At 74.7% G+C, this 22270-nt stretch carries 19 protein-coding genes and 1 pseudogene; 6 read left to right on the forward strand and 14 right to left on the reverse strand.

The window, feature by feature from the left end; all coding sequences use genetic code 11:
• Positions 1–30 precede the first annotated feature (30 nt).
• The 6 genes from ABEE00_RS19670 to ABEE00_RS19695 form a co-directional block, all read right to left on the reverse strand.
• Positions 31–2277, reverse strand: a complete 2247-nt coding sequence (locus ABEE00_RS19670) for a permease (RefSeq protein WP_345746873.1) — start codon at positions 2275–2277, stop codon at positions 31–33.
• Positions 2274–2975, reverse strand: a complete 702-nt coding sequence (locus ABEE00_RS19675; RefSeq protein ID WP_451918627.1) for an ABC transporter ATP-binding protein — start codon at positions 2973–2975, stop codon at positions 2274–2276. Before ABEE00_RS19675 ends, ABEE00_RS19670 begins: the two co-directional genes overlap by 4 nt.
• A gap of 329 nt (positions 2976–3304) precedes the next feature.
• The gene (locus ABEE00_RS19680) at positions 3305–3661 is read right to left on the reverse strand and encodes a hypothetical protein (protein ID WP_345746874.1); all 357 of its coding nucleotides are present in this window, start codon (positions 3659–3661) and stop codon (positions 3305–3307) included.
• A 164-nt stretch (positions 3662–3825) separates the two neighbouring features.
• Positions 3826–5061, reverse strand: coding sequence for an FAD-dependent oxidoreductase (locus tag ABEE00_RS19685; protein ID WP_345746875.1), 1236 nt, complete (start codon positions 5059–5061; stop codon positions 3826–3828).
• Between the two features lie 88 nt (positions 5062–5149).
• A complete protein-coding gene (locus ABEE00_RS19690; protein ID WP_345746876.1) occupies positions 5150–5716 on the reverse strand; it encodes a TetR/AcrR family transcriptional regulator in 567 nt (188 codons plus the stop codon).
• A gap of 193 nt (positions 5717–5909) precedes the next feature.
• Complete coding sequence (locus ABEE00_RS19695; protein ID WP_345746877.1) at positions 5910–6434, reverse strand: MarR family winged helix-turn-helix transcriptional regulator; 525 nt, start codon at positions 6432–6434, stop codon at positions 5910–5912.
• Positions 6435–6551: 117 nt separating this feature from the next.
• Between ABEE00_RS19695 and ABEE00_RS19700 the strand changes: the two genes are divergently transcribed.
• Entirely contained in the window at positions 6552–8204 is a 1653-nt protein-coding gene (locus ABEE00_RS19700; RefSeq protein ID WP_345746878.1) for a DHA2 family efflux MFS transporter permease subunit, read from the forward strand.
• Between the two features lie 147 nt (positions 8205–8351).
• On the opposite strand, the gene ABEE00_RS19705 is transcribed toward ABEE00_RS19700, so the two are convergent.
• The 4 genes and pseudogenes from ABEE00_RS19705 to ABEE00_RS19720 form a co-directional block, all read right to left on the reverse strand.
• Complete coding sequence (locus tag ABEE00_RS19705) at positions 8352–9491, reverse strand: XdhC family protein (protein WP_345746879.1); 1140 nt, start codon at positions 9489–9491, stop codon at positions 8352–8354.
• Positions 9484–11616 carry a xanthine dehydrogenase family protein molybdopterin-binding subunit gene (locus ABEE00_RS19710; RefSeq protein WP_345746880.1) on the reverse strand — a complete coding sequence of 711 codons (2133 nt, stop codon included), beginning with the start codon at positions 11614–11616 and terminating at the stop codon, positions 9484–9486. Before ABEE00_RS19710 ends, ABEE00_RS19705 begins: the two co-directional genes overlap by 8 nt.
• 101 nt (positions 11617–11717) lie before the next feature.
• A pseudogene (locus ABEE00_RS19715) lies at positions 11718–12701 on the reverse strand (FAD binding domain-containing protein); the annotation flags it as partial.
• Positions 12698–13258 carry a (2Fe-2S)-binding protein gene (locus ABEE00_RS19720; protein ID WP_345746881.1) on the reverse strand — a complete coding sequence of 187 codons (561 nt, stop codon included), beginning with the start codon at positions 13256–13258 and terminating at the stop codon, positions 12698–12700. The pseudogene ABEE00_RS19715 and the gene ABEE00_RS19720, both read right to left, overlap by 4 nt.
• Before the next feature lie 305 nt (positions 13259–13563).
• Between ABEE00_RS19720 and ABEE00_RS19725 the strand changes: the two genes are divergently transcribed.
• Together ABEE00_RS19725 and ABEE00_RS19730 are read left to right on the forward strand one after the other, a co-directional pair.
• Entirely contained in the window at positions 13564–14142 is a 579-nt protein-coding gene (locus tag ABEE00_RS19725; RefSeq protein ID WP_345746882.1) for a TetR/AcrR family transcriptional regulator, read from the forward strand.
• Between the two features lie 192 nt (positions 14143–14334).
• On the forward strand, positions 14335–15810 hold the full coding sequence (locus ABEE00_RS19730; protein WP_345746883.1) for a carboxylesterase/lipase family protein: 1476 nt from the start codon (positions 14335–14337) through the stop codon (positions 15808–15810).
• A gap of 115 nt (positions 15811–15925) precedes the next feature.
• Here the strand turns inward: ABEE00_RS19730 and ABEE00_RS19735 are convergent, their stop codons facing one another.
• Positions 15926–16492, reverse strand: a complete 567-nt coding sequence (locus ABEE00_RS19735; protein WP_345746884.1) for a TetR/AcrR family transcriptional regulator — start codon at positions 16490–16492, stop codon at positions 15926–15928.
• A 278-nt stretch (positions 16493–16770) separates the two neighbouring features.
• Here ABEE00_RS19735 and ABEE00_RS19740 point away from each other — a divergent pair, with 278 nt between their 5' ends.
• Positions 16771–17649 (forward strand): SCO6745 family protein, encoded by an 879-nt coding sequence (locus ABEE00_RS19740; protein ID WP_345746885.1) that lies wholly within the window; start codon positions 16771–16773, stop codon positions 17647–17649.
• Positions 17650–17680: 31 nt separating this feature from the next.
• Here the strand turns inward: ABEE00_RS19740 and ABEE00_RS19745 are convergent, their stop codons facing one another.
• The 3 genes from ABEE00_RS19745 to ABEE00_RS19755 form a co-directional block, all read right to left on the reverse strand.
• A complete protein-coding gene (locus tag ABEE00_RS19745; protein ID WP_345746886.1) occupies positions 17681–17995 on the reverse strand; it encodes a hypothetical protein in 315 nt (104 codons plus the stop codon).
• Positions 17996–18108: 113 nt separating this feature from the next.
• Positions 18109–18444 carry a YnfA family protein gene (locus ABEE00_RS19750; protein ID WP_345746887.1) on the reverse strand — a complete coding sequence of 112 codons (336 nt, stop codon included), beginning with the start codon at positions 18442–18444 and terminating at the stop codon, positions 18109–18111.
• Positions 18445–18529: 85 nt separating this feature from the next.
• On the reverse strand, positions 18530–19240 hold the full coding sequence (locus ABEE00_RS19755; RefSeq protein ID WP_345746888.1) for a class I SAM-dependent methyltransferase: 711 nt from the start codon (positions 19238–19240) through the stop codon (positions 18530–18532).
• Positions 19241–19794: 554 nt separating this feature from the next.
• Here ABEE00_RS19755 and ABEE00_RS19760 point away from each other — a divergent pair.
• Positions 19795–20619 carry a serine/threonine protein kinase gene (locus tag ABEE00_RS19760; RefSeq protein WP_451918628.1) on the forward strand — a complete coding sequence of 275 codons (825 nt, stop codon included), beginning with the start codon at positions 19795–19797 and terminating at the stop codon, positions 20617–20619.
• A gap of 3 nt (positions 20620–20622) precedes the next feature.
• Entirely contained in the window at positions 20623–22269 is a 1647-nt protein-coding gene (locus ABEE00_RS19765) for a serine/threonine-protein kinase (RefSeq protein ID WP_345746890.1), read from the forward strand.
• Position 22270: the final 1 nt, after the last annotated feature.

Below are 22270 nucleotides of genomic sequence, written 5' to 3' on the forward strand. Positions count from 1 at the left end.
CCACGTGGACGGGGCCCGCTGCGGCCCGGATCAGTCGGCCGTCGGCCGCCACTCCCTCGCGGCGCGGGCCGCCGACCTGCCGCCCAGCACGCCGACCGCGACGGCAGCCACGGCGCAGCCGCACAGCGCCGCGGCCAGCACGCCCGAGGAGAAGCCGCCCTGCTGCACCACGGAGACGAAGAAGACGGAGTGCCAGGCGGTGACGACCGCCGCGACGGCCGACGCGATCAGCAGGGGCACGGTCAGATGCCACAGGGCGACCGAGCGGAACACCTCGCGGCTGCCCGTCAGCACCGCGAGCGGCGCCAGTGCCCGCCGCATCCGCACGAATTCGGCCGCCGCGCCGATGCTCCCGGCCAGCAGCAGGAGGGCGAGCCCGGACGAGCCGAAGAGCAGCAGCCAGTTGTTGAGCCGCTCCTTGTCCACGGCGCCGGTCAGCCACGTCTCGCCCAGGGTCTCGACGTTGACCCCCGGCGCGACCGCGTATGCGGCGCGCTCCACCCGCGGCCCGTTGCCCGGCGGCGCGAGTACCAGGAGCGAGCCGCGCAGCCTGTCCAGCCGCAGCGGGGCGCCGACGGCCTGGACCCGCAGCTCGGGGCCGTACCAGCGGCGGATCTCCCGCACGCGCGCGTCGCGGCCGCGGTCCTGGACGGCGCGGGGCGTCGTCGGGCACCCCAGGCTCAGCGAACGCAGGGTGGCGCAGGACCCCTGGAGCAGGGCCGTGCCCTGGTCGGAATTGGTGTTCAGGGCGAGGACGCGGGAGTGCGCGGGGAGGGAGCGGGAGAGCGCGGTGATCTTCCCCGGGGTGAACTCGCGGCTGCGGACGTCGAGCACGGTGTCGCCGGCCACGGCCCGGGTCGCGCGGGCCGCCGCCGCCTGTTCGCCGAGCCGGCTGTTCCACACCTGGAGCTGGCTGATCAGGCCGAGCGCGATGACCGCCGCGGTCGCCAGCCGTACCACCACGCCGGGGTGCGCCACCGTCCACCGGCCGCCGATCAGCGGGCCGGGACGCCCGGAACGCAGGCCGCGCGCCGCGATCGCCGCGCCCGTCCGACGGGCCGCGAGGGCGGCGACGGAGGGGAGCAGCGCCCACATCACGACGGTGCCGAGCACGAAGGCGAGGAGCCCCGGAGTGCCGCGCAGGTACTGGCTGAACGCCACGACCGCGACGCCCGCCGCGCAGCCGACCGGCCGCCAGCGGGGGATGCGCGCGAGGGGCGAACCGGCTCCGTGCGTTTCCCCGCCCCGCTGCCGCCGTGCTGTCCGGTGCAGGAGCACGACGGCCGCCGGCGTCACGGCGAAGGAGGCGGCCAGAGCTCCCGCCGCGAGGGGCCAGGCGGCGCGCAGATCGGCGCCGTTGAGCACATAGCCCGTCGGCGGAAGCCGCAGGTCGAGGAGGGAGACGGCGCACCAGGGCAGGGCCGCGAGCGCCGTTCCGAGAGCGGCGGGCAGCGCCGCCTCGCCCACGTTGACCAGCGCGCGGTGCCGCCGCGTTCCGCCCAGCGCGTCCAGGAGGGCGCTGCGCCGGTCGCGGGTGCGCGAGCCGACGCGCGCGGCGACGACGAGCAGCGCCAGCGCGGGGACGCCCGCCAACGCGCCGAGCCCGAGCAGCACTTGGGGCAGCGGGCGCGCGTACAGGATCTCGCCCATCGGATAGGGGTGGCCGAAGCCGCGTACGTACGACCAGGCCTCGCGGCGCTCGGCCGCGCCGGGAGCGTGCGCGGGACGTGCGTACACCAGGCGCTCGGAGGGGGAGACCAGGCCCTCCTCGCCGATCGTGCCCGCGAACCTCCCGTACCGGCCGGTGATCTGCTCCTGGCCGCCCCTGCGCACGAGTTCGGGCGAGAGCACCGCCTCGCCCGGCGCCGGCCAGCGCGTCAGGCCCGGCGGCGGCGCGGCGTCCGGCGCGAGCGGCTGGAGGTACACCACGGTGTGCGGCACCTCGCCCACCGCGTCGAAGCTCTCCCGCCACAGCGCGACGGCGCCCCGCGGCTGGTCGCCGAGCAGCGGTCCGCGCGCGGCGGCGCGGTCGGCGCGCCCCTCGTACGTGGCGACAGCGGCCACCGCCGCCAGCGCGACCAGCGCGACGGCGGCCGCGGCGGCGCACAGCGCCCACCGCCGCAGCCGGTCGCCGGGAGTGCCGCGCCCCGCGGCCAAGCCGATGCGCAGCAAGTGCCAGGTCAGACGCCCGCCGCGACGCTCTGACGGCGGGGATGCGGGAGGGGGAGCGGATACGGGGGCCGAGGCGGGCGGCGCCTGTTCGGCCGCGGTGCTCACGCGGTGGCCCCGTCCAGCGTGGGGTTCCGGCGCGCGTGGCGCTCCGCCGGATCCGGGGTCAGCCGGCCCCCTTCGAGGCGCAGGACGCGTCCGGCGCGCGCGGCGACCGACGGGTCGTGGGTGACCACCAGCAGGGCGCAGCCGCGCCGTTCGGAGACGGTGAAGAGCAGGTCGGCGACGGCCTCGCGGGTCCGCGCGTCGAGCGCTCCGGTGGGCTCGTCGGCGAGCAGCACGCGCGGCCCGGTGATCAAAGCGCGGGCCACGGCGGCGCGTTGGCGCTCCCCGCCGGACAGCAGCCCGGTCGGCGTGCCCTCGCGCGGCACCTCCAGCTCGTCCAGCAGCTCGGCGGCGCGGCGGTACGCGTCCTCGTGCGGGCCGCCGGAGAGGAGGGCGGGCAGGGCCACGTTCTCCAGCGGCGTGAGCTCGGGCAGCAGCTCCCCGAACTGGAAGACCGTACCGATGCTCTCGCGGCGCACCCTCGCCAGCCTCCGCGCCGACAGCCCGGTCAGTTCGTGGCCGCCGGCGGTGACGGTGCCGCTCTCCGGGCTGGTCAGGCCGAGGATGCACAGCAGCAGCGTGGACTTGCCGGAACCGCTGGGGCCTGTGACGGCGGCGGACTCTCCCGGGCCGACGGCGAGGTCCACGCCGTCCAGCAGCAGCCGCTCGCCCACGCGGCAGCGCAGGCCCTCGACGCGCAGGCCCTCGACGCGCAGGCCGTCGGCGCGCAGCTCGTCGGCGCGTGCCCCCTCGGCTCGTGGTCCGTCGGGCCCGTCATCTCGCGGGTGTCCGTCCCGCAGGCCGTCGTCGTCCCGTCCGGGTGCGTCCCCGCTCGTCTTCCCCGCGGTCACCGTCGTTCGCTCCTCACCTCGCTCCCCGTGGAGGGGAGCCCCCGCGGAGGGGAGCCGTCCCCCGGTCGTCCGCGGGAGCGGTCCGTTCCGGCTTCTCCGGATTCTCCGGCTTTCATGGCCCCGCCGGGCCGGCCCACGGTGCGGCCGGCCCGGCGGGGGTGTCATGCGGTGCGGGTCGGTCAGGGAGCGACCCAGCCGGAGCAGTCGTCCGGCGCGTTGTTGTTCTCGTCGCACGCCTGGAACTTGATGATCCGGGAGCCGTCACCGGAGTAGACGGTGGTGCCGGAGCCGCTGTGGTTCCACAGGGTCCGCTTGGTGCCGGCGCTCGCCGAGCGGTAGTACTCGGCCTTGCCCGGGTCGCCGTCCTTGCTGCCGTCCTTGACCGCGATGATGCCGGAGTCGTTCTTCGCCGGTGTCCATGCGGTCACGCCGCCTCCCGTCGCGGACTTGGCGATCGCGGTCCCCGTCGGCAGCGCGAGTGCCGCCGCGACGGCAGCGGCGGCGATGAATCTGAGGTGCTTCTTCGAACCGGACATGTTCCCCCTCAGGTCAACAGGCCGTCCTTCGGCCTGATTTGGGCGGCTTAATCTTTGATGGCGGCGCATGCCCGAACAAGATGGACCGACAGAATGTGCCCCACGTCACACGGCTCGCACAGGGTCCCGGCAGCACGCAGCCGTACGCATGCCGACCCCCGGCCTCAGGCGTCGCGCGCCACCCCGGACAGCGCGTTCGGACGGGGCTCCGGACCCAGCGGCGTGGCCTTGCCGGTGAGGGCCGCGGCGATCCTGCGGTCCACGCCGGGGATGCGGCTGAGCCTCGCCATCAGGTGGCGGGCGCGGAGCTGGAGGGGTGATGCGGGCAGGAACCAGCGCGCTCCCTTGCGCGCGACCTCCTGCTTGTCCTCCACCACGGGCCGCCACTCGCTCTCGTACCGCTCCATTCCCTCGGCGGGGTCCGGCGCCCCGTCCAGGTGACCGCCCAGCACCCAGGCCCCGGCGATGCCCAGCGACGCGCCCTGCCCTGCCAGCAGGGACACCGCGCCGCAGGCGTCGCCGAGCAGCACGGTGCGGCCGCTGTGCCAGCGGGGCAGCACGGTCTGCGCGACCTGGTCGTAGTAGATCTCCTCGTGCGGCGGGCACGCGGCGAGCGCGCGCGGGACGACCCAGCCGAGTGAGCCGTACTCCTCGCGCAGCGCCGCGCGCGCGTCGTCGGGGAGCGTCGTGTCGTCGGTGCGGTGCACGGCGAACGCGGCCACCCGCCCGTCGCGCAGCGCGTAGAAGCCCATCTGCCGCCCGATGGTGTCGGTGAGGCGGAAGCCGTCCCGCACGCGTGCGTGCACCGCCTCGTCGGCGAAGGTGTACGCGGCGGTGTGGAAGCCGAGCGGGCGCAGATACCGCTCCTCGGGCCCGAAGACCAGCTCGCGCACCGTGGAGTGGATGCCGTCCGCGCCGACCAGCAGGTCCGCCTCGTGCGCGGTCCCGTCGGCGAGGGTCACGCGTACGCCGTCCGCGCTGTCGGTGACCGCGGCGGGCCCGGTGCCGTAACGCAACTCCACGCGCTCGCCGAGCTGTTCGCGCAGGGCCCGTTCCAGGTCGGGGCGCATGGTGCTGAACATCCTGCCGCCCGTCACCTTCTCGAACTGCGCGTACGAGAGCGCCGCGCGGCTCCTGCCGTGGGCGTCCAGGAAGGCGGCCTCCTCGATGCGGTAGCTCATATCCCGCATGCGCGCCAGGAGTCCCATGCGCTCGGCCGCCTCGTACCCGGGGCCGAAGAAGTCGATCATGTAGCCCTGGGTGCGCGGGCCCCGCGCCTTCTCCAGCACCACGACCTCCCAGCCGAGCGCGTCCAGCCGGTGCGCCAGCGCGAGCCCGGAGATCCCGGCCCCGCAGATCAGGGCCTTCCTCGGTGTTGCTGCTGCCGTGTTTGTGGCCATTGCTGCTGCCTCCCGTCGGTCGGTGCGAGGCAGGTGCGCGGGTGGCGGGGGCGGGGTGAGCGGGGGCGCGGCCGGTGTGGCCTTCGTTTCAGTCGTCGGTACGGACGAGGCGTAGCACCACGGGCAGGACCTCCGCCGTGGTGAGGCCGGGGCGCAGGGTGCGGTGCAGCATCAGGCCGTCGAGCGTGGCGAGGACGACTCCGGCGGTCGCGTCGGCTTCCGGTACGCCGTGTTCCGCGAGCCAGCCGGCGAGCGGTACGCGTGCCTCGTCGGCGACCTCGCCGAGCGCGGCGCGCAGGTCCTCGTCCCGTGTGGCGGCCAGATACGCCTCGCTGAACAGCAGCGACACCGGTTCGTCCGGCGCGTGGCCGAACAGCGCGCCCACCAGCTCGCGCAGCCCCGACTCCACGTCCCCGGCCTGCGCCGTCGCCGCAGCCATGCCGCCCGCGACATTCCTGATCGCCTCGACGGCGGCCTGCGCCAACAGGGCCTGGAGCGAGGCGAAGTGGTAGTGCACCAGCCCGGGGCCGACCCCGGCGCGCGCCGCCACGGTACGGGTGCTGACCGCGCCCCAGCCGCGCTCGGCGATGAGCTCACCGGCCGCCCGCAACAGCCGCTCGCGTACGGCGGCGCCCGCGGTACGGGATGAGGCCATGTCCGTTCCCCTCACGTCATGGTGCTGGCGTCATGGTGTGCGCCCGCCACCTCGGGCGCCTGCCTTGCACGGGTGAGTTGTACGCCCGCCCAGTGCAACTGCCTTGGGCGAGTGCCCAAATGGTAGCGCGGTGTGCCGCGTCGGGGGAGGGGGAGCGTTGCCGTCCCGGCCGGGGCGGTGGCCTCGGGTTGGTCTAGGGAGCGGCGTCTTCGCCCTGGCCCGGCTGGGTCTCCATGGCCGCGCGGAGCCGGGTCAGCAGGGTCTCGAACTGCTGGAGTACGGCGGGCGGGTACGCGGCCAGTACGGCGTCGTGGCGCGCGTTGACCGGGCCGAAGAACTCCTCGCCGAGCTGCTTCACCCGGGCGTTGGCGCGCAGGGTGACGACGCGCCTGTCCGCGTGCTCGCGCGTGCGCGAGACGTAGCCCGCCTTCTCCAGGCGGTTCAACAGCGCGGTCATGGCCCCCGAGGAGAGGGAGATGCGCTTGCCGAGGAGCGCGGGGGACAGGGGCGTGCCCTTCTCCTCGGCGGAGGCGATCTCCAGGAGCGCGAAGGCGTCGGTGGAGTGCACGCCCAGCAGCGTCGCGAAGCGGCGGCCGAGTTCGGTGAAGTCGGCGCCGTACGCCCTGAGCTGCTCGGCGAGGCGTTCGCGCTGCGCGGCGATGTCGTCCGGCTGCTGCGCCGGCGTCTTCCGCGCCGGTTTCTTGCGCGCTTCCTCCACTGGAGGCCTCCGTTCCGGCCGGTGTTCCAAGTCCGCGCTCCACAGGGCGCTTTGACAATCTACCTCCGCTGCAATATATCTCCACCATGGAATTACTTCATGATGGAGGTAATTAGCGTGAGCATCCCTTCCCCCGCGCGCCGATGGCTCGGGCTCGGCGTCATCGCGCTCGGGGTCGCGCTGATCGTGGTCGACACCACGATCGTCAACGTGATCGTCCCCTCGGTCGTCGAGGATCTGGGCGTCGACTCCAGTCAGGTGCAGTGGGTCCAGGAGTCGTACGCGATCGTCTTCGCGGCGCTGCTCCTGCTGGCCGGGCGGTTCGCCGACATCCTCGGGGCCCGCAGGGTGTTCCTCGCGGGCGTCGCGGCCTTCGGCGTCACGAGCGTGCTCGCCGGGCTCGCGCCCACCGGCGAACTGCTCGTCCTCGCCCGCTTCCTCCAGGGCGCGGGCGCCGCGCTGATCCTGCCGACGTCGCTGGCGCTGCTGAACGCGACGTTCCACGGCAAGGAGCGCGGCCAGGCCTTCGCCGTCTGGGGCTCGACCATCGGCGCCGCCTCCGCGCTCGGTCCGCTGCTGGGCGGCTGGCTCGCCGAACACGCCTCGTGGCGCTGGGCGTTCGGCATCAACGTCCCGCTCACCGTGCTGATCTGCTGCGGCACGCTGATGTTCCTCGCGCCCTCGCCCCGGGGTACGGGGCGGGTGGACGCGGTGAGCGGCGCGCTGTCGGTGCTCGGGCTGGGGCTGCTCGCGTTCGGGCTCGTCGAGGGGCGGACGTACGGATGGTTCGCCACGGTCAGGGCGTTCGAGGCCGGCGGGTTCCGCTGGGGCGGCGGTCCCTCGCCGGTCCTGGTGGCGCTGGTGCTCGGAGCCGTGGCGCTCGCCGTGTTCGTCCGCAGGCAAGCCGTGCTCCTGCGGCGGGACGAGGGCGGAGGACAACTCGGGAGCGGCGGGCGGATGTTGATGGATCTGCGGCTGTTCTCGATCGCCTCCTTCCGTAACGGCAACGTCGTGACCGTGCTCATCGGGCTGGGGGAGTTCGGGATCATCGCGGTGCTGCCGCTGTGGCTCCAGTTCACCCTGGGGTACACGGCGGTGGAGGCCGGGCTCGCGCTCGTGGCCCTGGCCGTCGGCAGCTTCTTCGCGAGCGGCGCGAGCTTCGGGCTCGCGGCCAGGGTCACGGCGCTCGGGCAGGTGCGCGCCGGACTGGCGCTGGAGATCGCGGGGCTCGCGTGGCTGGGCCTGATCGCGGCGGAGGACACCGCGTGGTGGTCCGTCGCGATGGCGCTGTTCGTGTACGGCATCGGGGTCGGCTTCGCGACGGCGCAGGTCACGGGGTTGGTCCTGGCCGATGTCCCGGGGCCGAGCGCGGGCCAGGGCTCCGGCGTGCAGAGCGCCTTCCGACAGCTCGGCGCGGCGCTGGGCATCGCGGTGCTCACGACGCTGTTCTTCACCGCGCTGGGTTCCGCGCTGCACGACCGCCTCACCGAGGCCGGCGTTCCCACGGCCCGGGCCGAGGGCATCACACGCGCCGTAACCGACAGCGCGGGGGCGGCGATCGCTCCGCTCGCGGCCGACGGACAGACGGCGTACGCGGCAGAGGCGGCCCGCGAGTCGATGGCCGAGGGCATCGCCCTGGGCAGCTACGCAGCGGCAGGCTTCGTCGCATTGGGCCTGGCCGCAACGGCGCTGATCCGCCCCGCGCCCGCCGCACGCGGGGAAGGAGAGGAACGACACGAAGCGGTGACCACCGGAGGGCCCAGGCCCTGACCACCCGCCACTAGCCGTACGCACGACACCCGGAGCTCGGTGACCACGCACCCCACATCCGAGGTGTACTCGGCAGAGGGGCCCGCGCCCCCGGAGCGATCTCCAGGCGCGCGGGCCCAAGCCCCGTGCTCCAACGCCGTGCCGCCGCTAAGCCGCCGCCACTCCGTGCCCCGCCCGATCGCGGTGGATCGGTGACGCCGTGCCCGTCAGCGGCGCGCCCGTACCCCCGCGTCGCGAAGCGACGATCTCTGCGGCGATCGACAGGGCCGTCTCCTCCGGAGTGCGGGCTCCCAGGTCGAGGCCGATGGGGGAGTGGAGGCGGGCCAACTCGGCCTCGGTCAGGCCCGCTTCGCGCAGGCGGTGGGTGCGGTCCTCGTGGGTGCGGCGGGAGCCCATCGCGCCCACGTACGCCACCGGCAGGCGCAGGGCCTCCTCCAGGAGCGGCACATCGAACTTGGCGTCGTGCGTGAGCACGCACAGCACGGTGCGGCCGTCGGTCTCCGTACCCCGCAGGTAGCGGTGCGGCCAGTCCACGACGACCTCGTCGGCCGCGGGGAAGCGCGCGCGGGTGGCGAAGACGGGGCGCGCGTCGCACACGGTCACGTGATAGCCGAGGAAGGAGCCCGCGCGCACCAGCGCCGAGGCGAAGTCCACCGCGCCGAACACGATCATGCGCGGCGGCGGCACCGCGCACTCCACGAAGAGCGTGAGCCCTCCGGGGCAGTGCGAACCGTCCTCCGCGACCGCCGCCGTACCGGTGCGGCCCAGGTCCAGCCGGGAGCGGGCCTCGGCCGCCGCTGTGGCGTCCAGTTCCGGATGACCGCCGAGGGAGCCCTCGTACGAGCCGTCGGGGCGCACCAGCAGCGCCCTGCCGAGGAGTTCGGCGGGACCCTCCACCACCCGGGCGAGGGCCGCCGCCTCCCCGCGCGCGGCGGCGGAGAGCGCGGCGGCGAACACCGCGGCGAGCGGCGATCCCGCGGCGACCGGAGTGACCAGCACCTCGATGACCCCGCCGCAGGTCAGCCCGACGGCGAAGGCGTCCTCGTCGCTGTAGCCGAAGCTCTCGCGCACCGGACGGCCGTCGCGGAGTGCCTGCTCGCACAGTTCGTACACCGCGCCCTCCACGCAGCCGCCGGAGACCGAGCCGACCGCGGTGCCCTCGGAGTCCACGGCCAGGGCGGCGCCCGGGTCGCGCGGCGCGCTGCCGCCGACGTCCACCACGGTGGCGACGGCGAAGTCCCGGCCCTCGCGGGCCCAGCGCTCCAGCTCCCCGGCGATGTCAAGCACGCCCGGCTCCCGAGCCTCCCGGCGCCGCGCCTCCGGCGAGTACGCGGTCCGGCCGGATGGGCAGGCTGCGGTGCCGCACGCCCGTCGCGTGCCAGACCGCGTTGGCCACGGCCGCCGCGGCGCCCACGATGCCGACCTCGCCGATGCCCTTGATCCCGACCGGGTCGTCGGGGTCGGGGTCATCGATCCAGTCCGCCTCGATGGGCGGCACGTCGGCGTGCGCGGCCACGTGGTACCCGGCCATGTCGGCGCCGACCTGCGCACCCGAGGCGGGGTCGCGCACCGCCTCCTCGTGCAGGGCCATGGAAAGGCCCCAGATCATGCCGCCGACCAACTGGCTGCGCGCGGTGAGCGGGTTGACGATCTGCCCGGCGGCGAAGATGCCGAGCATCCGGCGCACCCGCACCTCGCCGGTGGCGACGTCCACGGCCGCCTCGGCGAACTGCGCGCCGAAGGAGTGCCGTTCCTTCTGCGCGAGCGCGCCGATCTCCTCGGAGGTGTCGGAGCGCACCGTGAGGCCCTCGGCCGGGACGGCGCCGCCCAGCGACAGCCGCTCGCGCAGCTCACGGGCCGCGATGCCGACCGCCCAGGACCACGAGCGGGTGCCTGCCGACCCTCCGGCGATCATTGCCTGGCCGAAGTCGCTGTCCCCGATGCGCACATGGACCCGGTCCGGCGAGACCCCCAGCGCGTCGGCGGCGACCAGCGACAGCGCGGTGCGCGCCCCCGTGCCGATGTCGGCGGCGGTGATCTGCACCGTGAAGGTGCCGTCGGCCCAGGCGGTCGCCGAGGCCGTGGAGGGCATGGCGAAGGCGGGGAAGGAGGCTGCCGCCGTACCGGTGCCGATCAGCCACCGCCCCTCGCGGCGCATCCCGGGGCGCGGATCGCGGTCAGCCCAGCCGAAGCGCCCGGCGCCCTCGCGGAAGCAGTCCTGCAGCCTGCGGGTGCTGAACGGCAGGCCGGAGAGCGGCCCCGTCTCCGGCTCGTTGAGCGCGCGCAGCTCGATCGGGTCGACGCCGCACTTCTCGGCCAGCTCGTCGATCGCCGACTCCAGCGCGAACGAGCCGGGCGCCTCGCCCGGCGCGCGCATGTAGGTCGGCGAGGGCATGTCGAGGCGTACGACGCGCTGCCCCGTGTGGTGCGCCTCGGCCTCGTACAGCACGCGGCCCGTGCCCGCGGTGTGCTCGACGAACTCGAACACCCGGGAGCTGAGGTTCAGCCCGCGGTGCTCCAGCGCGCGCAGCCGGCCGCCGGGCTCGGCGCCGAGGCGGACGCGCTGGATGGTGGGGCTGCGGTAGCCGGTGAGCGAGAACATCTGACGGCGGGTCAGTACGACGCGTACCGGGCGCTGCAGCACGGTCGCGGCCATCACCGCGCCGACCTGGTGCGCGCGCAGGCCCTTGGAGCCGAAGCCGCCGCCGATGTGCTCGGAGCGCACCCGGACCGCCGAGGGGTCGAGCGAGAAGAGGCTGGCGAGCTCGTTCGCCACCCACTTGCTGCCCTGGTTGGAGTCCAGCACCTCCAGCCTGCCGCCCTCCCAGAAGGCGGTCGCCGCGTGCGGCTCCATCGGCGTGTGGTGCTCCTCCGGGGTGGTGTACTCCGCGTCCAGCACCACCTCGGACGCGGCGAGCGCCGACTCCAGGTCGCCCTTGGCCATCTCGCCGCCCTCGGGCGCGTAGCTGTCCGGGTGCTCCGCGACGAGCTCCGTGTCGTGCGGCTCCGCCTCGTACCGCACCTCCAGCGACTCCGCCGCCTCCCTGGCCTGCTCGGAGGTCTCGGCGACGACGAGCGCGACCGGCCAGCCCTGGCAGGTCACCCGGTCGTTCTGGAACAGCGCCGCTGTGGGGTCGGGTGCGCCCAGCATTCCGGTGTAGTCGGTGTCCACGCGCGGCGCGTTCCCGTGGTGCAGCACGGCGAGCACGCCGGGCATCTCCAGTACGGGGCCGTCCTCGACCGCGCTGACGCGGCCGCGCGCGACGGTGGACAGCACGAGCCAGCCGTGCGCCAGCTCCGCGAAGGAGAACTCGCCCGCGTAGCGCGCGGCCCCCGTGACCTTCTCCAGGCCCTCGACGCGGGTGTGCGCGGTGCCCAGCGAGGTCGGTACGGATGTGGTGGCCGTGGTCATCGGTCGCCCTCCTCTGCGGGGCCGGTTGCGGGGCCGGGGTGTGCGGGGCCGTTCGCCGCGGGGTCCGTGGGGCCCGTGGGTCCCTCGGCGCCTGGGAGTCCTGCCAGCCTGGTCAGTTCGGCGACTATGAGGTTGCGTATCAGGGTCACCTTGTAGGCGTTGCCGGACAGCGGCTCGGCCGCTGCCAGTTCGGCGTCGGCCGCGGCCGCGAAGGTTTCCGCGGTCGCCGGGGCGCCGGTCAGCACCCGCTCGGCCTCCCGTGCGCGCCAGGGCCTGGACGCCACGGCGCCGAGCGCGAGACGGGCCTCGCGCACGGTCCCGTCCCGCACCTCCAGGGCGGCCGCGACCGAGCCCAGCGCGAAGGCGTACGAGGCGCGCTCGCGCACCTTGCGGTACCGCGAGTGCGCGGCGACCGGCGCGTGCGGCAGGGTCACCCCGGTGATCAGCGCGCCGGCGGGCAGCGCGGTCTCCAGGTGCGGGGTGTCGCCCACGGGCCGGTAGAACTCGGAGACCGGCAGCGTGCCGGGCCCCTCGGCCGTCTCGTACGCGATCACCGCGTCGAAGGCGGCCAGCGCCACGCCCATGTCGGAGGGGTGCACCGCCACGCAGTGCTCGCTCGCGCCGAGGATCGCGTGGTTGTGGTGCTCGCCCGCGACGGCGGGGCAACCGCTGCCGGGGGAGCGCTTGTTGCACGGCTGGCTCACGTCGGCGAAGTAGCCGCAGCGGGTGCGCTGGAGCAGATTGCCGCCGACGGTGGCCATGTTGCGCAGCTGCCCCGAAGCCCCGGACAGCGCGGCCTGCGCCACCGCGGGGTAGCGGCGGCGCACCTCGGGATGCGCGGCCAGCTCGCTGTTGGTGACGGTCGCGCCGATGTGCAGCCCGCCGTCCTCGGTCTCCCCGGTGGACTCGATGCGGTCCAGGGGCAGTTCGCGTACGTCGACGAGGCGGGACGGGCGTTCCACGCCGGTCTTCATCAGGTCGACCAGGTTGGTGCCGCCGCCCAGGAATCGGGCGTCAGGGTCGGCGCCGAGCAGCGCGACGGCCCCCTGGACGTCCTCGGCGCGTGCGTAGCCGAACTCCCTCATGCCACGGCCTCCTGCGCGGTGACGGATTTCGCCTCGGCGGCCCGCGCGACCGCCTGGACGATGGAGACGTAGGCGCCGCAGCGGCACAGGTTGCCGCTCATCCGCTCGCGGATCTCCTCGTCGGTGAGCGCGGCCGGCGCCTCGGGCCGCACGTCCTCGGTGACCGCGCTGGGCCAGCCCTCGGCGTGCTCGTCGAGCATCGCGACGGCCGAACAGATCTGGCCCGGCGTGCAGTAGCCGCACTGGAAGCCGTCCAGGTCGAGGAACGCCTGCTGCACCGGGTGCAGATGCTCGCCCTCGGCCAGTCCCTCGATGGTGGTGATCTCGCGCCCCTCGGCCGCCACCGCGAGCTGGAGGCAGGCGACGGAGCGGCGCCCGTCGAGCAGCACCGTGCAGGCGCCGCACTGGCCCTGGTCGCAGCCCTTCTTGGTGCCGGTCAGGCCCAGCCGCTCGCGCAGCGCGTCGAGCAGGGTGGTGCGGTGGTCCACGGGAAGCGTGTGCTTCTCGCCGTTGATGTTCAGGGTGATGGAGCTGGACGTCGACGTCGGTGGAGTCACGTTCGGCCTTTCTTCGGTGTCCCTGGCGGGTTCCGGTGTTCCGGTCCGGTGCGGCGGCCGTGACGGGGGCCGCGGCCCGGAGTGCGCACCCCGGTACGGGGGCGTGAGGTACGAGGCACGGGGCACGGTGACCATGGAGCCCCCGCTCTTCGCGCCGTGCGCGACCGGGGGCTAAGGTGGACCTAAGTGGACAGTTGTCCGCTACTCGGGGAACCTACCGGACAACTGTCCGCTCGGCAAGGAAAGTTGAGCCGCGCAGAGCGGAACCGGCGGGAACTCGTGGTGACCGTCCGGGAGGAGGAGGCGTGCAGCACAAGAACGGGCCGCCGCTGCGCCCCGACGCGCAGCGCAACCGCGACCGCATCCTGGAGGTCGCGCTGTCCGAGCTGACCCGCTGCGCCGATGCCCCGCTGAGCGCGATCGCGAAGAAGGCGGGCGTGGGGCAGGGCACCTTCTACCGCAACTTCCCCAACCGCGAGGCGCTGGTCCTCGAGGTGTACCGGCACGAGATGCAGCAGCTCGCCGACAGCGCGGCCCGGCTGCTGGAGACCCGCGCGCCGGACCGGGCGCTGCGCGAGTGGATGGACCACTTCGCGCGCTTCGCGATGGCCAAGGCGGGCCTGGCCGACGCGATACGGCAGGCCACCAGCGCGCCGGGAAAACCGGCCAAGCCGGGCCACGCGCCGGTGGCCTCGGCCGCCGAACTCCTCCTCCGCGCGGCTGAGGACGCCGGGACCATCCGCCCCGGCGTCACCGCAGAGGACCTCCTTCTCGCCATCGGCGGCCTGTGGCAGATCGACCCCGCGGGCGACTGGCAGCCGCGCGCCACCCGCCTCCTGGACCTGGTCATGGACGGGCTGCGGGCGGGAGCCAGGAAGGGCTGACCGCGGCTTGCCGCGGCGGGGCGGCTCGGCTGTTTCGTGGGGCTGCTTTTCGTGGTGCGGCTTTCGCGGGGTGACGTCGATGGACGGTCTGCGTCGGGCGGTTTTCGTGGTGCGGAATTCTCGCCGTGCGGCGCACGTTGGAGTGGGACGAGAGTACGAGGTTGAGGTCGGTCGTGGTCGAGGGAGCGCAGGGTGACGAGAGTTGAGCTGAAGCAGGGCGGCCTCCGCGGCAGCGAGCGGGAGGGCGTCCACGCGTTCCTCGGCATCCCGTACGCCGCACCGCCCGTCGGCGCGGCCCGCTTCGCCGCTCCCGGACCCGCGCCCACGTGGAGCGGCGAGCGCGACGCCACCCGCTACGGACCCACCGCACCGCAGCCCGAGGGCCGCATGCCGGGCGTCGACTTCTCCGCCATCGGCGGGCCCGGCTGGGTGCGCGGCGAGGAAAGCCTCACGGTCAACGTCTGGACCCCCGACCCCGGCGCCGCCGGGCTCCCGGTGCTGGTCTTCCTCCACGGCGGCGCCTTCGTGAGCGGTTCGGGCAGCGGCGCGGGGTACGACGGCACCCGCTTCGCGCAGGACGGCGTCGTGCTGGTCACCCTCAACTACCGCGTGGGCGTCGCCGGTTACGCCTCGCTGGAGGGCGCCCCGGACAACCGCGGCCTCCTCGACCAGATCGCCGCGCTGCACTGGGTGCGGGAGAACATCGCGGCGTTCGGCGGCGACCCCGAGCGGGTCACCGTCTCCGGGGAGTCGGCCGGAGGGATGAGCGTGGCCGCGCTGCTGGCCGCCGCGCCCGCCGGGCTGTTCCGGCGCGCCGTGAGCCAGAGCGGGGGCGGGTGCGCGAGCGTGACGCGCGCGCAGGCGGCCTCCGCCTCGCGGCAGTTGGCCGAGCTACTGGGCGCCCGGCCCAGCGCGGAGTCCTTCGCCCGGTTCTCCGACGGCGAGCTGGTGGGGGCGCTGAGCGAGCTGCTCCTGCGCCGCCCCGGCCTCGCCGTCGACGGCGCCAGGCACCCGCTGATGGGGCTCACGCCGCTGTCCACCGTGATCGACGGCGAGCTGCTGACCGGGCAGGCCGCGGAGATGGTGGCCGCGAGCTCGGCGTCCGGCGTGGACCTCCTCCTGGGCTCCAACGCCGAGGAGTTCAACTTCTACACCGTGGGCCTCGGCATCTCCGTACCGGACGCCGAACTGCCCTCGGCCGCCGCCCCGCTGCACCCCGACCCGGACGCGGTGGCCGCGGCGTACCGGGCGGCCGGTCGCGGCGACCCCTACTCCGCGCTCGGCACCGACTACGTCTTCGCGGTCCCCACCAAGCGCCTGGCCGACGCGCACGCGCCGCACGGCGCTGGGACGTGGCGGTATGAGTTCGCCTGGTCCTCGCCCGGTTTCGACGGCCGCCTCGGCGCCTGCCACGGCCTGGAACTCCCCTTCGTCTTCGACAACGTGGGCCGCGTCGACTACGGCGACCTGGGAATCCCCGACGACGACCCCACCCGCGAGCTGTCCCGCCGCACCCACCGCGCCTGGGTCGACTTCGCCACGACCGGCGACCCCGGCTGGCCCCAGTACGCCGTCGACCGCCCGACGGTCCAGCGCATCGGCACGACCTGGACGACGACGGAGCTGGCGGACGGCCCCGAACGGGCGCTGTGGGACGGGGTGTTGTAGGAGGGAGTACGGGGTGGGGCCGGGGTCGCGCGGCGTGATCGCCGGCCTGTACGTGGTGTACGTGATCCGGCCCTGTCCCGTCCGCCCCGCCCCGCGCCGTCCCGTGCCGTCCCGCTCAGGCCGGGCGCAGTGCGTGCCGCAGCGCCGCGGTGATCTCCTCCACGTCCAGCTTCTCCGTACCGAGGAGCACCCGCGCGCACATGCCGTCGGCCGTGGCCACCAGGCCCTGGACCATGCGGGGTTCGGCGGTGTAGTGCCGGGCCACCTCGGCGACCGTCTCGCGCCAGCGCAGCGCGATGGGGCGGAGCGCGGGGCGGCGGGAGGCGAGCAGCGTGAGCTCCCGTTCGGCCAGTGCCCGCAGCCTGTTGGGCCCGCCGGCCTCGGCGATGACGCGTGCCAGGCCCTCCAGCGCGTCGCCGCCGTCCGCGACGAGCTCGCGGAGCTGCACGATGTACGCCTCTGACGCCTCGGTGAGCGCGGCGACCAGCAGGTCGTCCAGGGTCGCGTAGTAGTAGCAGACGGAGCTCGCGGGGATGTCCGCTTCGCGGGCCACGGCCCGGTGCGTGATGGCCGCGACGCCGTCGCGCTCCACTATGCGCAGGGTCGCGTCGATGATGACCTCGCGTTTACGGAGCCCCCGGGCCCTTCGCCCGTCGACCTCGACTTCCGCCGCCTGCCCCACGTCCGACTCCTCCCACCCCCGACCGGTCTCCCTACGCGGCGCGACACGCTACAACACGCCGCCGCGCCCGTACGAGGGTTCCCGGAGCCCACCGTTCCTGCCCCGGTACAGCCCCTCACCCCTGACCAAGCTGCAACGCCACGACACCCGCGACCGGTGACAGGCGCCGATAACGCGGCCGTGGCCCTCATCGGCGCGGTGTTCTCGGTGAAGTGGACGGTGTGCGTCCTGGTCACGGCTGGTGAGGGGAGGTGGATGATGCCGGACAAGGAGGCGTCATGGCGGATCAGGGAACACCGGTCGAGCTCGGCCGCGTACGGCAGTTGTGGCATCTGCTGGAACCGCTGCACTCGGTGGTCTACTTCGCCCCGGAGAGCTTCGAGGAGGCGGAGCGGCTCGGCATCGAGGCAGGGCGCTGGCCCGCGTACTTCGCCTGGCGGGCCGCGCCGCTCGGCGCGGCCGGGAGCGAGCGGGTGACGTCGGCGTTCTACAGCTTCAGCCCGGCGATGGTGCGGGAGTACGTACCCGCCGTGTGGGACGCGGCGAGTCCGGCGACCGCCCTCGCCGCCCGCCTGCGCGCCGCGGACCGCGCCTACCGCGCGCTCCTCGGCGACCGCGTCGACAGCCCCGAACTGGCCGAGGCCGCGGCCCTGGCCCGCCGCGCCGCCGAGTCCGCCGTCCACGCGGGCCGGCCGCTCGCCGCGGCGAACGCCGCGCAACCCTGGCCCGACGCCCCGCACCTGGCGCTGTGGCAGGCGGCGACGATCCTGCGCGAGCACCGCGGCGACGGCCACCTCGCGGCGCTGATGATCGCGCGGCTCGACCCGGTCGAGGCGCTGGTGTCGTTCGCGGCGATCGGCGCCGCGCCCGAGGAGACCTTCGGGAGCAGGGCCTGGAGCGCGCAGGAGTGGGTCGCGGCACGCGGACGGCTGGCCGCACGCGGCCTGTTGGAGCCGGACGGCACGGCCACCGAAGCGGGCCGTGACCTGCGGGCCGAGGTCGAGCGCCACACCGACGAACTGGCGGCAGGCCCTTGGCAGGCACTGGGCGCGACCGCCATGGACCGCCTCGGCGACCTGCTGGGGGACCCCTGGGTCGCGGTCATCGGCTCGGGCCTGCTGCCGGGCGCGAACACGCTGGGGATCGGGAAGGTGTGAGCGCCGACAGGGGAGTGTCAGGGGCTCGAACTCAGGCGTCTTCCGGCCCCGTTGAGGCGTCCGCGCCCTTGGCGGCGCGCTTGCGGCGGGTCACCAGCGCGCCGCCGCCCACCACCAGCCCGATCGCGACCACCCGGGCCACCCCGTAGAGATTCGGCAGCGTGTCGCTGTCCTGCCAGTTCTCGGAGAACAGGACCAGCGAGACGCCCAGGGCCGCGCCGAGAACGATCAGCAGGATGCCGCCCGGGAGTCCGAGGTCCGCCCACCACGGCGCCTGGGGATGCTCGGCGCTCCCGGCGGTGTCGGTGCGGGTGCCGGTGTCGTCCTGGCGCGGTTCCTCGGTCACGTGAGCCTGCCTTCTGCTGGGGCCGAACGGGCGTTCCTCCGAACGGTAGCCGAGGCTCTGTCACCAGGGCGTCGCAACCGAGCCTCCGCACCGCAACCGCCGTGCGCCGTCCCTCAGTTCCCTCGCGGCGCGTACATGATCACGGCCATGCCGGCGAGGCAGATGAGCGCGCCGATGACGTCGAAGCGGTCGGGGCGGTAGCCGTCGGCGACCATGCCCCAGGCGAGCGAGCCGGCCACGAAGACGCCGCCGTACGCGGCCAGGATGCGGCCGAAGTTGTCGTCGTTCTGGAGGGTGGCGACGACCCCGTACAGCCCGAGGGCGATGACGCCGCCGCCGATCCACAGCCAGCCGCGGTGTTCGCGGAGGCCCTGCCAGACCAGCCAGGCACCCCCGATCTCGAAGAGCGCGGCGACGGCGAACAGGGCGGCGGAGCGGGCGACGAGCACGGTCGGGACGTCCTTTTCTCGGGGGGAGATCTCGGGGGAGTTCTCAGGGAATTCCGAGGGGTGTTCTCAGGGGCGGGGTACGGGGTCAGCGCGGGAGGGTCTGGGTGACGCGCCAGAGGCGGCGCGGCAGTTCGCCCTCCTCGAAGGCGTGCACCTCATCGAGGCTCCAGCCCTCGGCGAGCGCCCCGACCAGCGCGCGGTCGAAGAAGTGGACGGCGAATCCGCCGTGTTCGTAGACGTCGTCGCCGTGCGCGGTGCCGGTGCCGCAGTGGGCGTCGCCGGTGTGCCGGACGGTGTGGACGAAGGTGCCGCCGGGCCGCAGCACGCGGCGGACCTCGCGTACGAGGGTGTGGATCTCCTCCGTGCTCAGGGCCATGCACAGCAACATGTGCGCGAAGACGGCGTCCGCCGAGGCGTCGGGGAAGGGGAGCGGCGCGCGGACGTCGTGCACGGCCGTGGTCACGCGGCCGTCGAGCCCCCGGCGCCGCGTGGCCTCCTCCAACTGGCCCAGGCCGGTCGCGCTGAAGTCGGTGGCCCTGACAGCGAAGCCCTCGCCGGCGAAGTACAGCGCGTCACGGCCGTGGCCCGCGCCGAGCTCCAGTACGTCGGAGGCCCCGGCGTCGCGGAAGGCGCGGGCCGCGTACACGGCGGGCTCGGAGGGCCGCTCGCCGTACATGCCGGGGTTGGCGGCGTACGTGCGCTGCCAGTGCGCCCGCTGTGCCGCGCCGAGATCGCGGGCCGGGCCCTCCGTGTCGTGGTCGTGCGCGGGCCCGTCGTCGTGTGGTGAGTCGTGCATGGCGTCTCCGCCCGGCAGGGGCGCTGGTCAGGGGGCAGGTCGGTGCCGATCATTCCACGGCCTGACCTGCGGCCCGGGCCTCGGGGGAGAGCGCGCCGCCGCGCGCCGCGCGCACCGACGGCCGTCGGAAGCTGGAGCGCGACGGCCGTCGGGCGGCGGGAGCGCGCCGCTCGGCGCGGCTCCTCGCGCGGAGACCTCTCGGCAACGGGAGTCCCCCGTCTGGAGCGCCGGGAGGCGGGAACGCGGCCCGGGGCTGTGCCCTCGGCACGGCGGCAGCGTATTGCGCCCGGCGCGCTGATCGGAACAGCCGGTGGAGCGGCGGTACCGGTGCTGCGTGCACCCACCGGGTCCGGCGCCCGCGCCGTCCGGGACATCCCGTACGGGAAACCTCGGGGAAACGCCAACGTGCCCCTGACGTAAGGGAGTTGAACGCTCCGTGCCGACGCCGCGAGGGGCGGAACGAGGTCCCCGATCACGCCCCGGGACGGCGATACCGCTGTAAAATGCGCGGGATCTGCGACCTTCTGGAGGGGACTGGAGGGGAGGGGCGAGGCATCGACACCGTGATCGTGGAGGCGCCGCCGGAGGCCGGAGCGGCCGGCGGCGCGGTGCGGGACCCGGCACGGGCGGCGGGCCGCCCGCGGCTCCTGCGGCTCGGCCCCGGCGAGACCGTCGACATCGGCCGCGGCGAGGAGGGCGGCGGCGCGCGGGTGGTGCTCGACGACCCCGCGGTCTCGCGGCACGCGGGGCAGATCTGCGCGTACGAGGACTACTGGTGCCTGTCCAACTACAGCGAGGGCGCGACGTACGCGGTGGAGAACCTGGAGGGCGCGGGGGAGCACATCAAGGTCGCGCCGGGAAGGCTGCGCGCGCCCGTGCCCTTCGAGCTGTCCCGGGTGGTGCTGCCCGCGCGCAACGGGGACGCGAGCTTCAAGGTGTACGCGCCCGAACACGCCTATCTGGCCGATGACCTGGGTGTACAGGCTGAGGTGCGGGCGGGCCTGCGAGTCGGGGAGCCGACGGAGAGCCCGTTCACGCTGGACCGTACGGCGAAGTACTTCCTGGTCCTCGTCGCGCTGTGCGAGCCGCGGCTGCGGGACGCCTCCAGCGGCGCCGTGCCGGGGGTCGGGGACGTGCTGCGGCGCCTGTCGGCGCTGGAGTCCTGCGCGGGGCTGACCCGCACCGCCGTCAACTACCACATCGACTATCTGACCTCGGTGAAGCTGCGGCTGGACGGGGCGGCGGACGAGGGCGCGGCCCCCGGAGGCCCGGCGACGGGCTGGTCCGGCAGCAAGCGGGCCGAACTCGTCTCTCTCGCCCTCCGCTTCGACCTCGTACGGGAAGAACACCTCGCGCTGCTTCCGGGCCGGGGGAGATGAGCGATGTCGGATGCCTCCGCTGGGTCCTCCGATTCCGATTCCCCGCCCGAGGGAATCGGTTCCGGTCTGCCGACCGGCTACCGGATCGGCGAGTGGCGGCTGACCGAGCGGATCGGCGCGGGGAGCTGGGCCGTGGTGTACGCGGCCGAGAGCACCGCCGACGGGGCGCGGGCGGCCGTCAAGCTCCTGCGTACGGAGCGGCTTTCGCCCGGTCAGCGCGAGACGGTGGACGAGCTCGCGCGCCGCGAGGTCCGCTTCGGGCTGGCGGCCGAGCACCCCCATGTGGTGCGCACCCGCGCGTCGTTGACGGTGGGGGACGCCGAACGGCCGTCGCTGGACGGTACGACCGCGCTGGTCATGGACCGTGCGGACCGCAGCCTCCAGGAGTTGCTCGACGGCGGCGCGGAGGCCCCCGCGTGGGCGGAGCGCGTCCGGGTGCTGCGCGGCGTCGCCTCCGGCCTCGCCCACCTGCACGGCCGCGGCTGGGTGCACGGCGACCTCAAGCCCGCCAACGTGCTGCTCACGGACGACGGTCACGTCTGGCTCGCCGACTTCGGCCTGACCGCCGAGCTGGACGGGACGCACGCCTATGTGCTCCCGCTCGGCTCGCTCGACCACGTACCGCCCGAGTGGTGGTCCGAGCGCAGGGGCGGGCGCAGCGTGGTGCGGCCGAGCGCGGACGTGTGGGCCTTCGGGGTGCTGGCACACCAGGTGCTCACCGGCGGACTGCACCCGTTCCCCGGCGGTTCGGCGCGGGCGCGGGCACTTGCGGCCCAGTCGTACGCGGGAGGGCGCGCGCCCCTGAGGCTGGACACCCGCCTGTCTCAGGGGTGGGCGCGGCTGATCGCCGACTGCCTGCGGCCAGGCCACGTGGAGCGTGCGGCGCTGAGCGCGGAGGAGGTCGCGGCGCGGGTCGGGGAGTTGGCGGCTGAGGGGCGGGAGGGCGAGGGGCCGGTCGGTGCCGGTCGCGTGCGGGACCCTCGCCGCAGGCCCCGTACCGCGGTCCTGGTGGGTGTCGCGTGCGCGGTGCTGCTCGCCGCCGGTACGGGCGCGGGCGCTCTGGTCGCCTCCGGTGATTCGGGCGCGGGGCCCGGCAACTCGGGGGCGCGGGGCGGCGGTTCGGCGGCCCCGGGCTCGCGGTCGCCCGGTGCCGGCGGTGTACGGGGCGACGGCATCCTCGCCGCGCGCGGCGGTGAGCTGGCCGCCGGCACCGACGTGCCGCGCTCGTTGGAGGGGGACATCGAGCGGTCGGCGCGGCGGTGCGGGGACGAGGCGGTGAGCCCGGCGCTGGTCGCGGGGATCCTCAAGGAGGAGAGCGGCTTCCGGTCGGGGGCCGAGCACCCTCGCGACCACGAGTACGGCATCGCGATGTGGACCCCTCGCGTCTTCGCGCACTGGAAGGTGGACGGCGACGGCGACGGCAGGGCCGACTACCGCTCGCCGGCCGACGCCATCGCCACCATGTCCCCCTTCCTGTGCTGGCTGGGGGAGCAGTTCAGGGCGCAGGGCCTGCGCGGGGACCTGCCCGCGCTCATCGCCGCGGGGTATCTGACCAGCGACGAGGCGGTCATCCGGGAGGGCGGGGTGCCCGCGGCGCAGCGGGCGCGGGTGGAGCGGATCATGCGCTACACGGCCCGCTACACCCGCTGAC

Source organism: Streptomyces odontomachicola (assembly GCF_039605595.1).
In the GTDB taxonomy this organism is placed as follows: domain Bacteria; phylum Actinomycetota; class Actinomycetes; order Streptomycetales; family Streptomycetaceae; genus Streptomyces.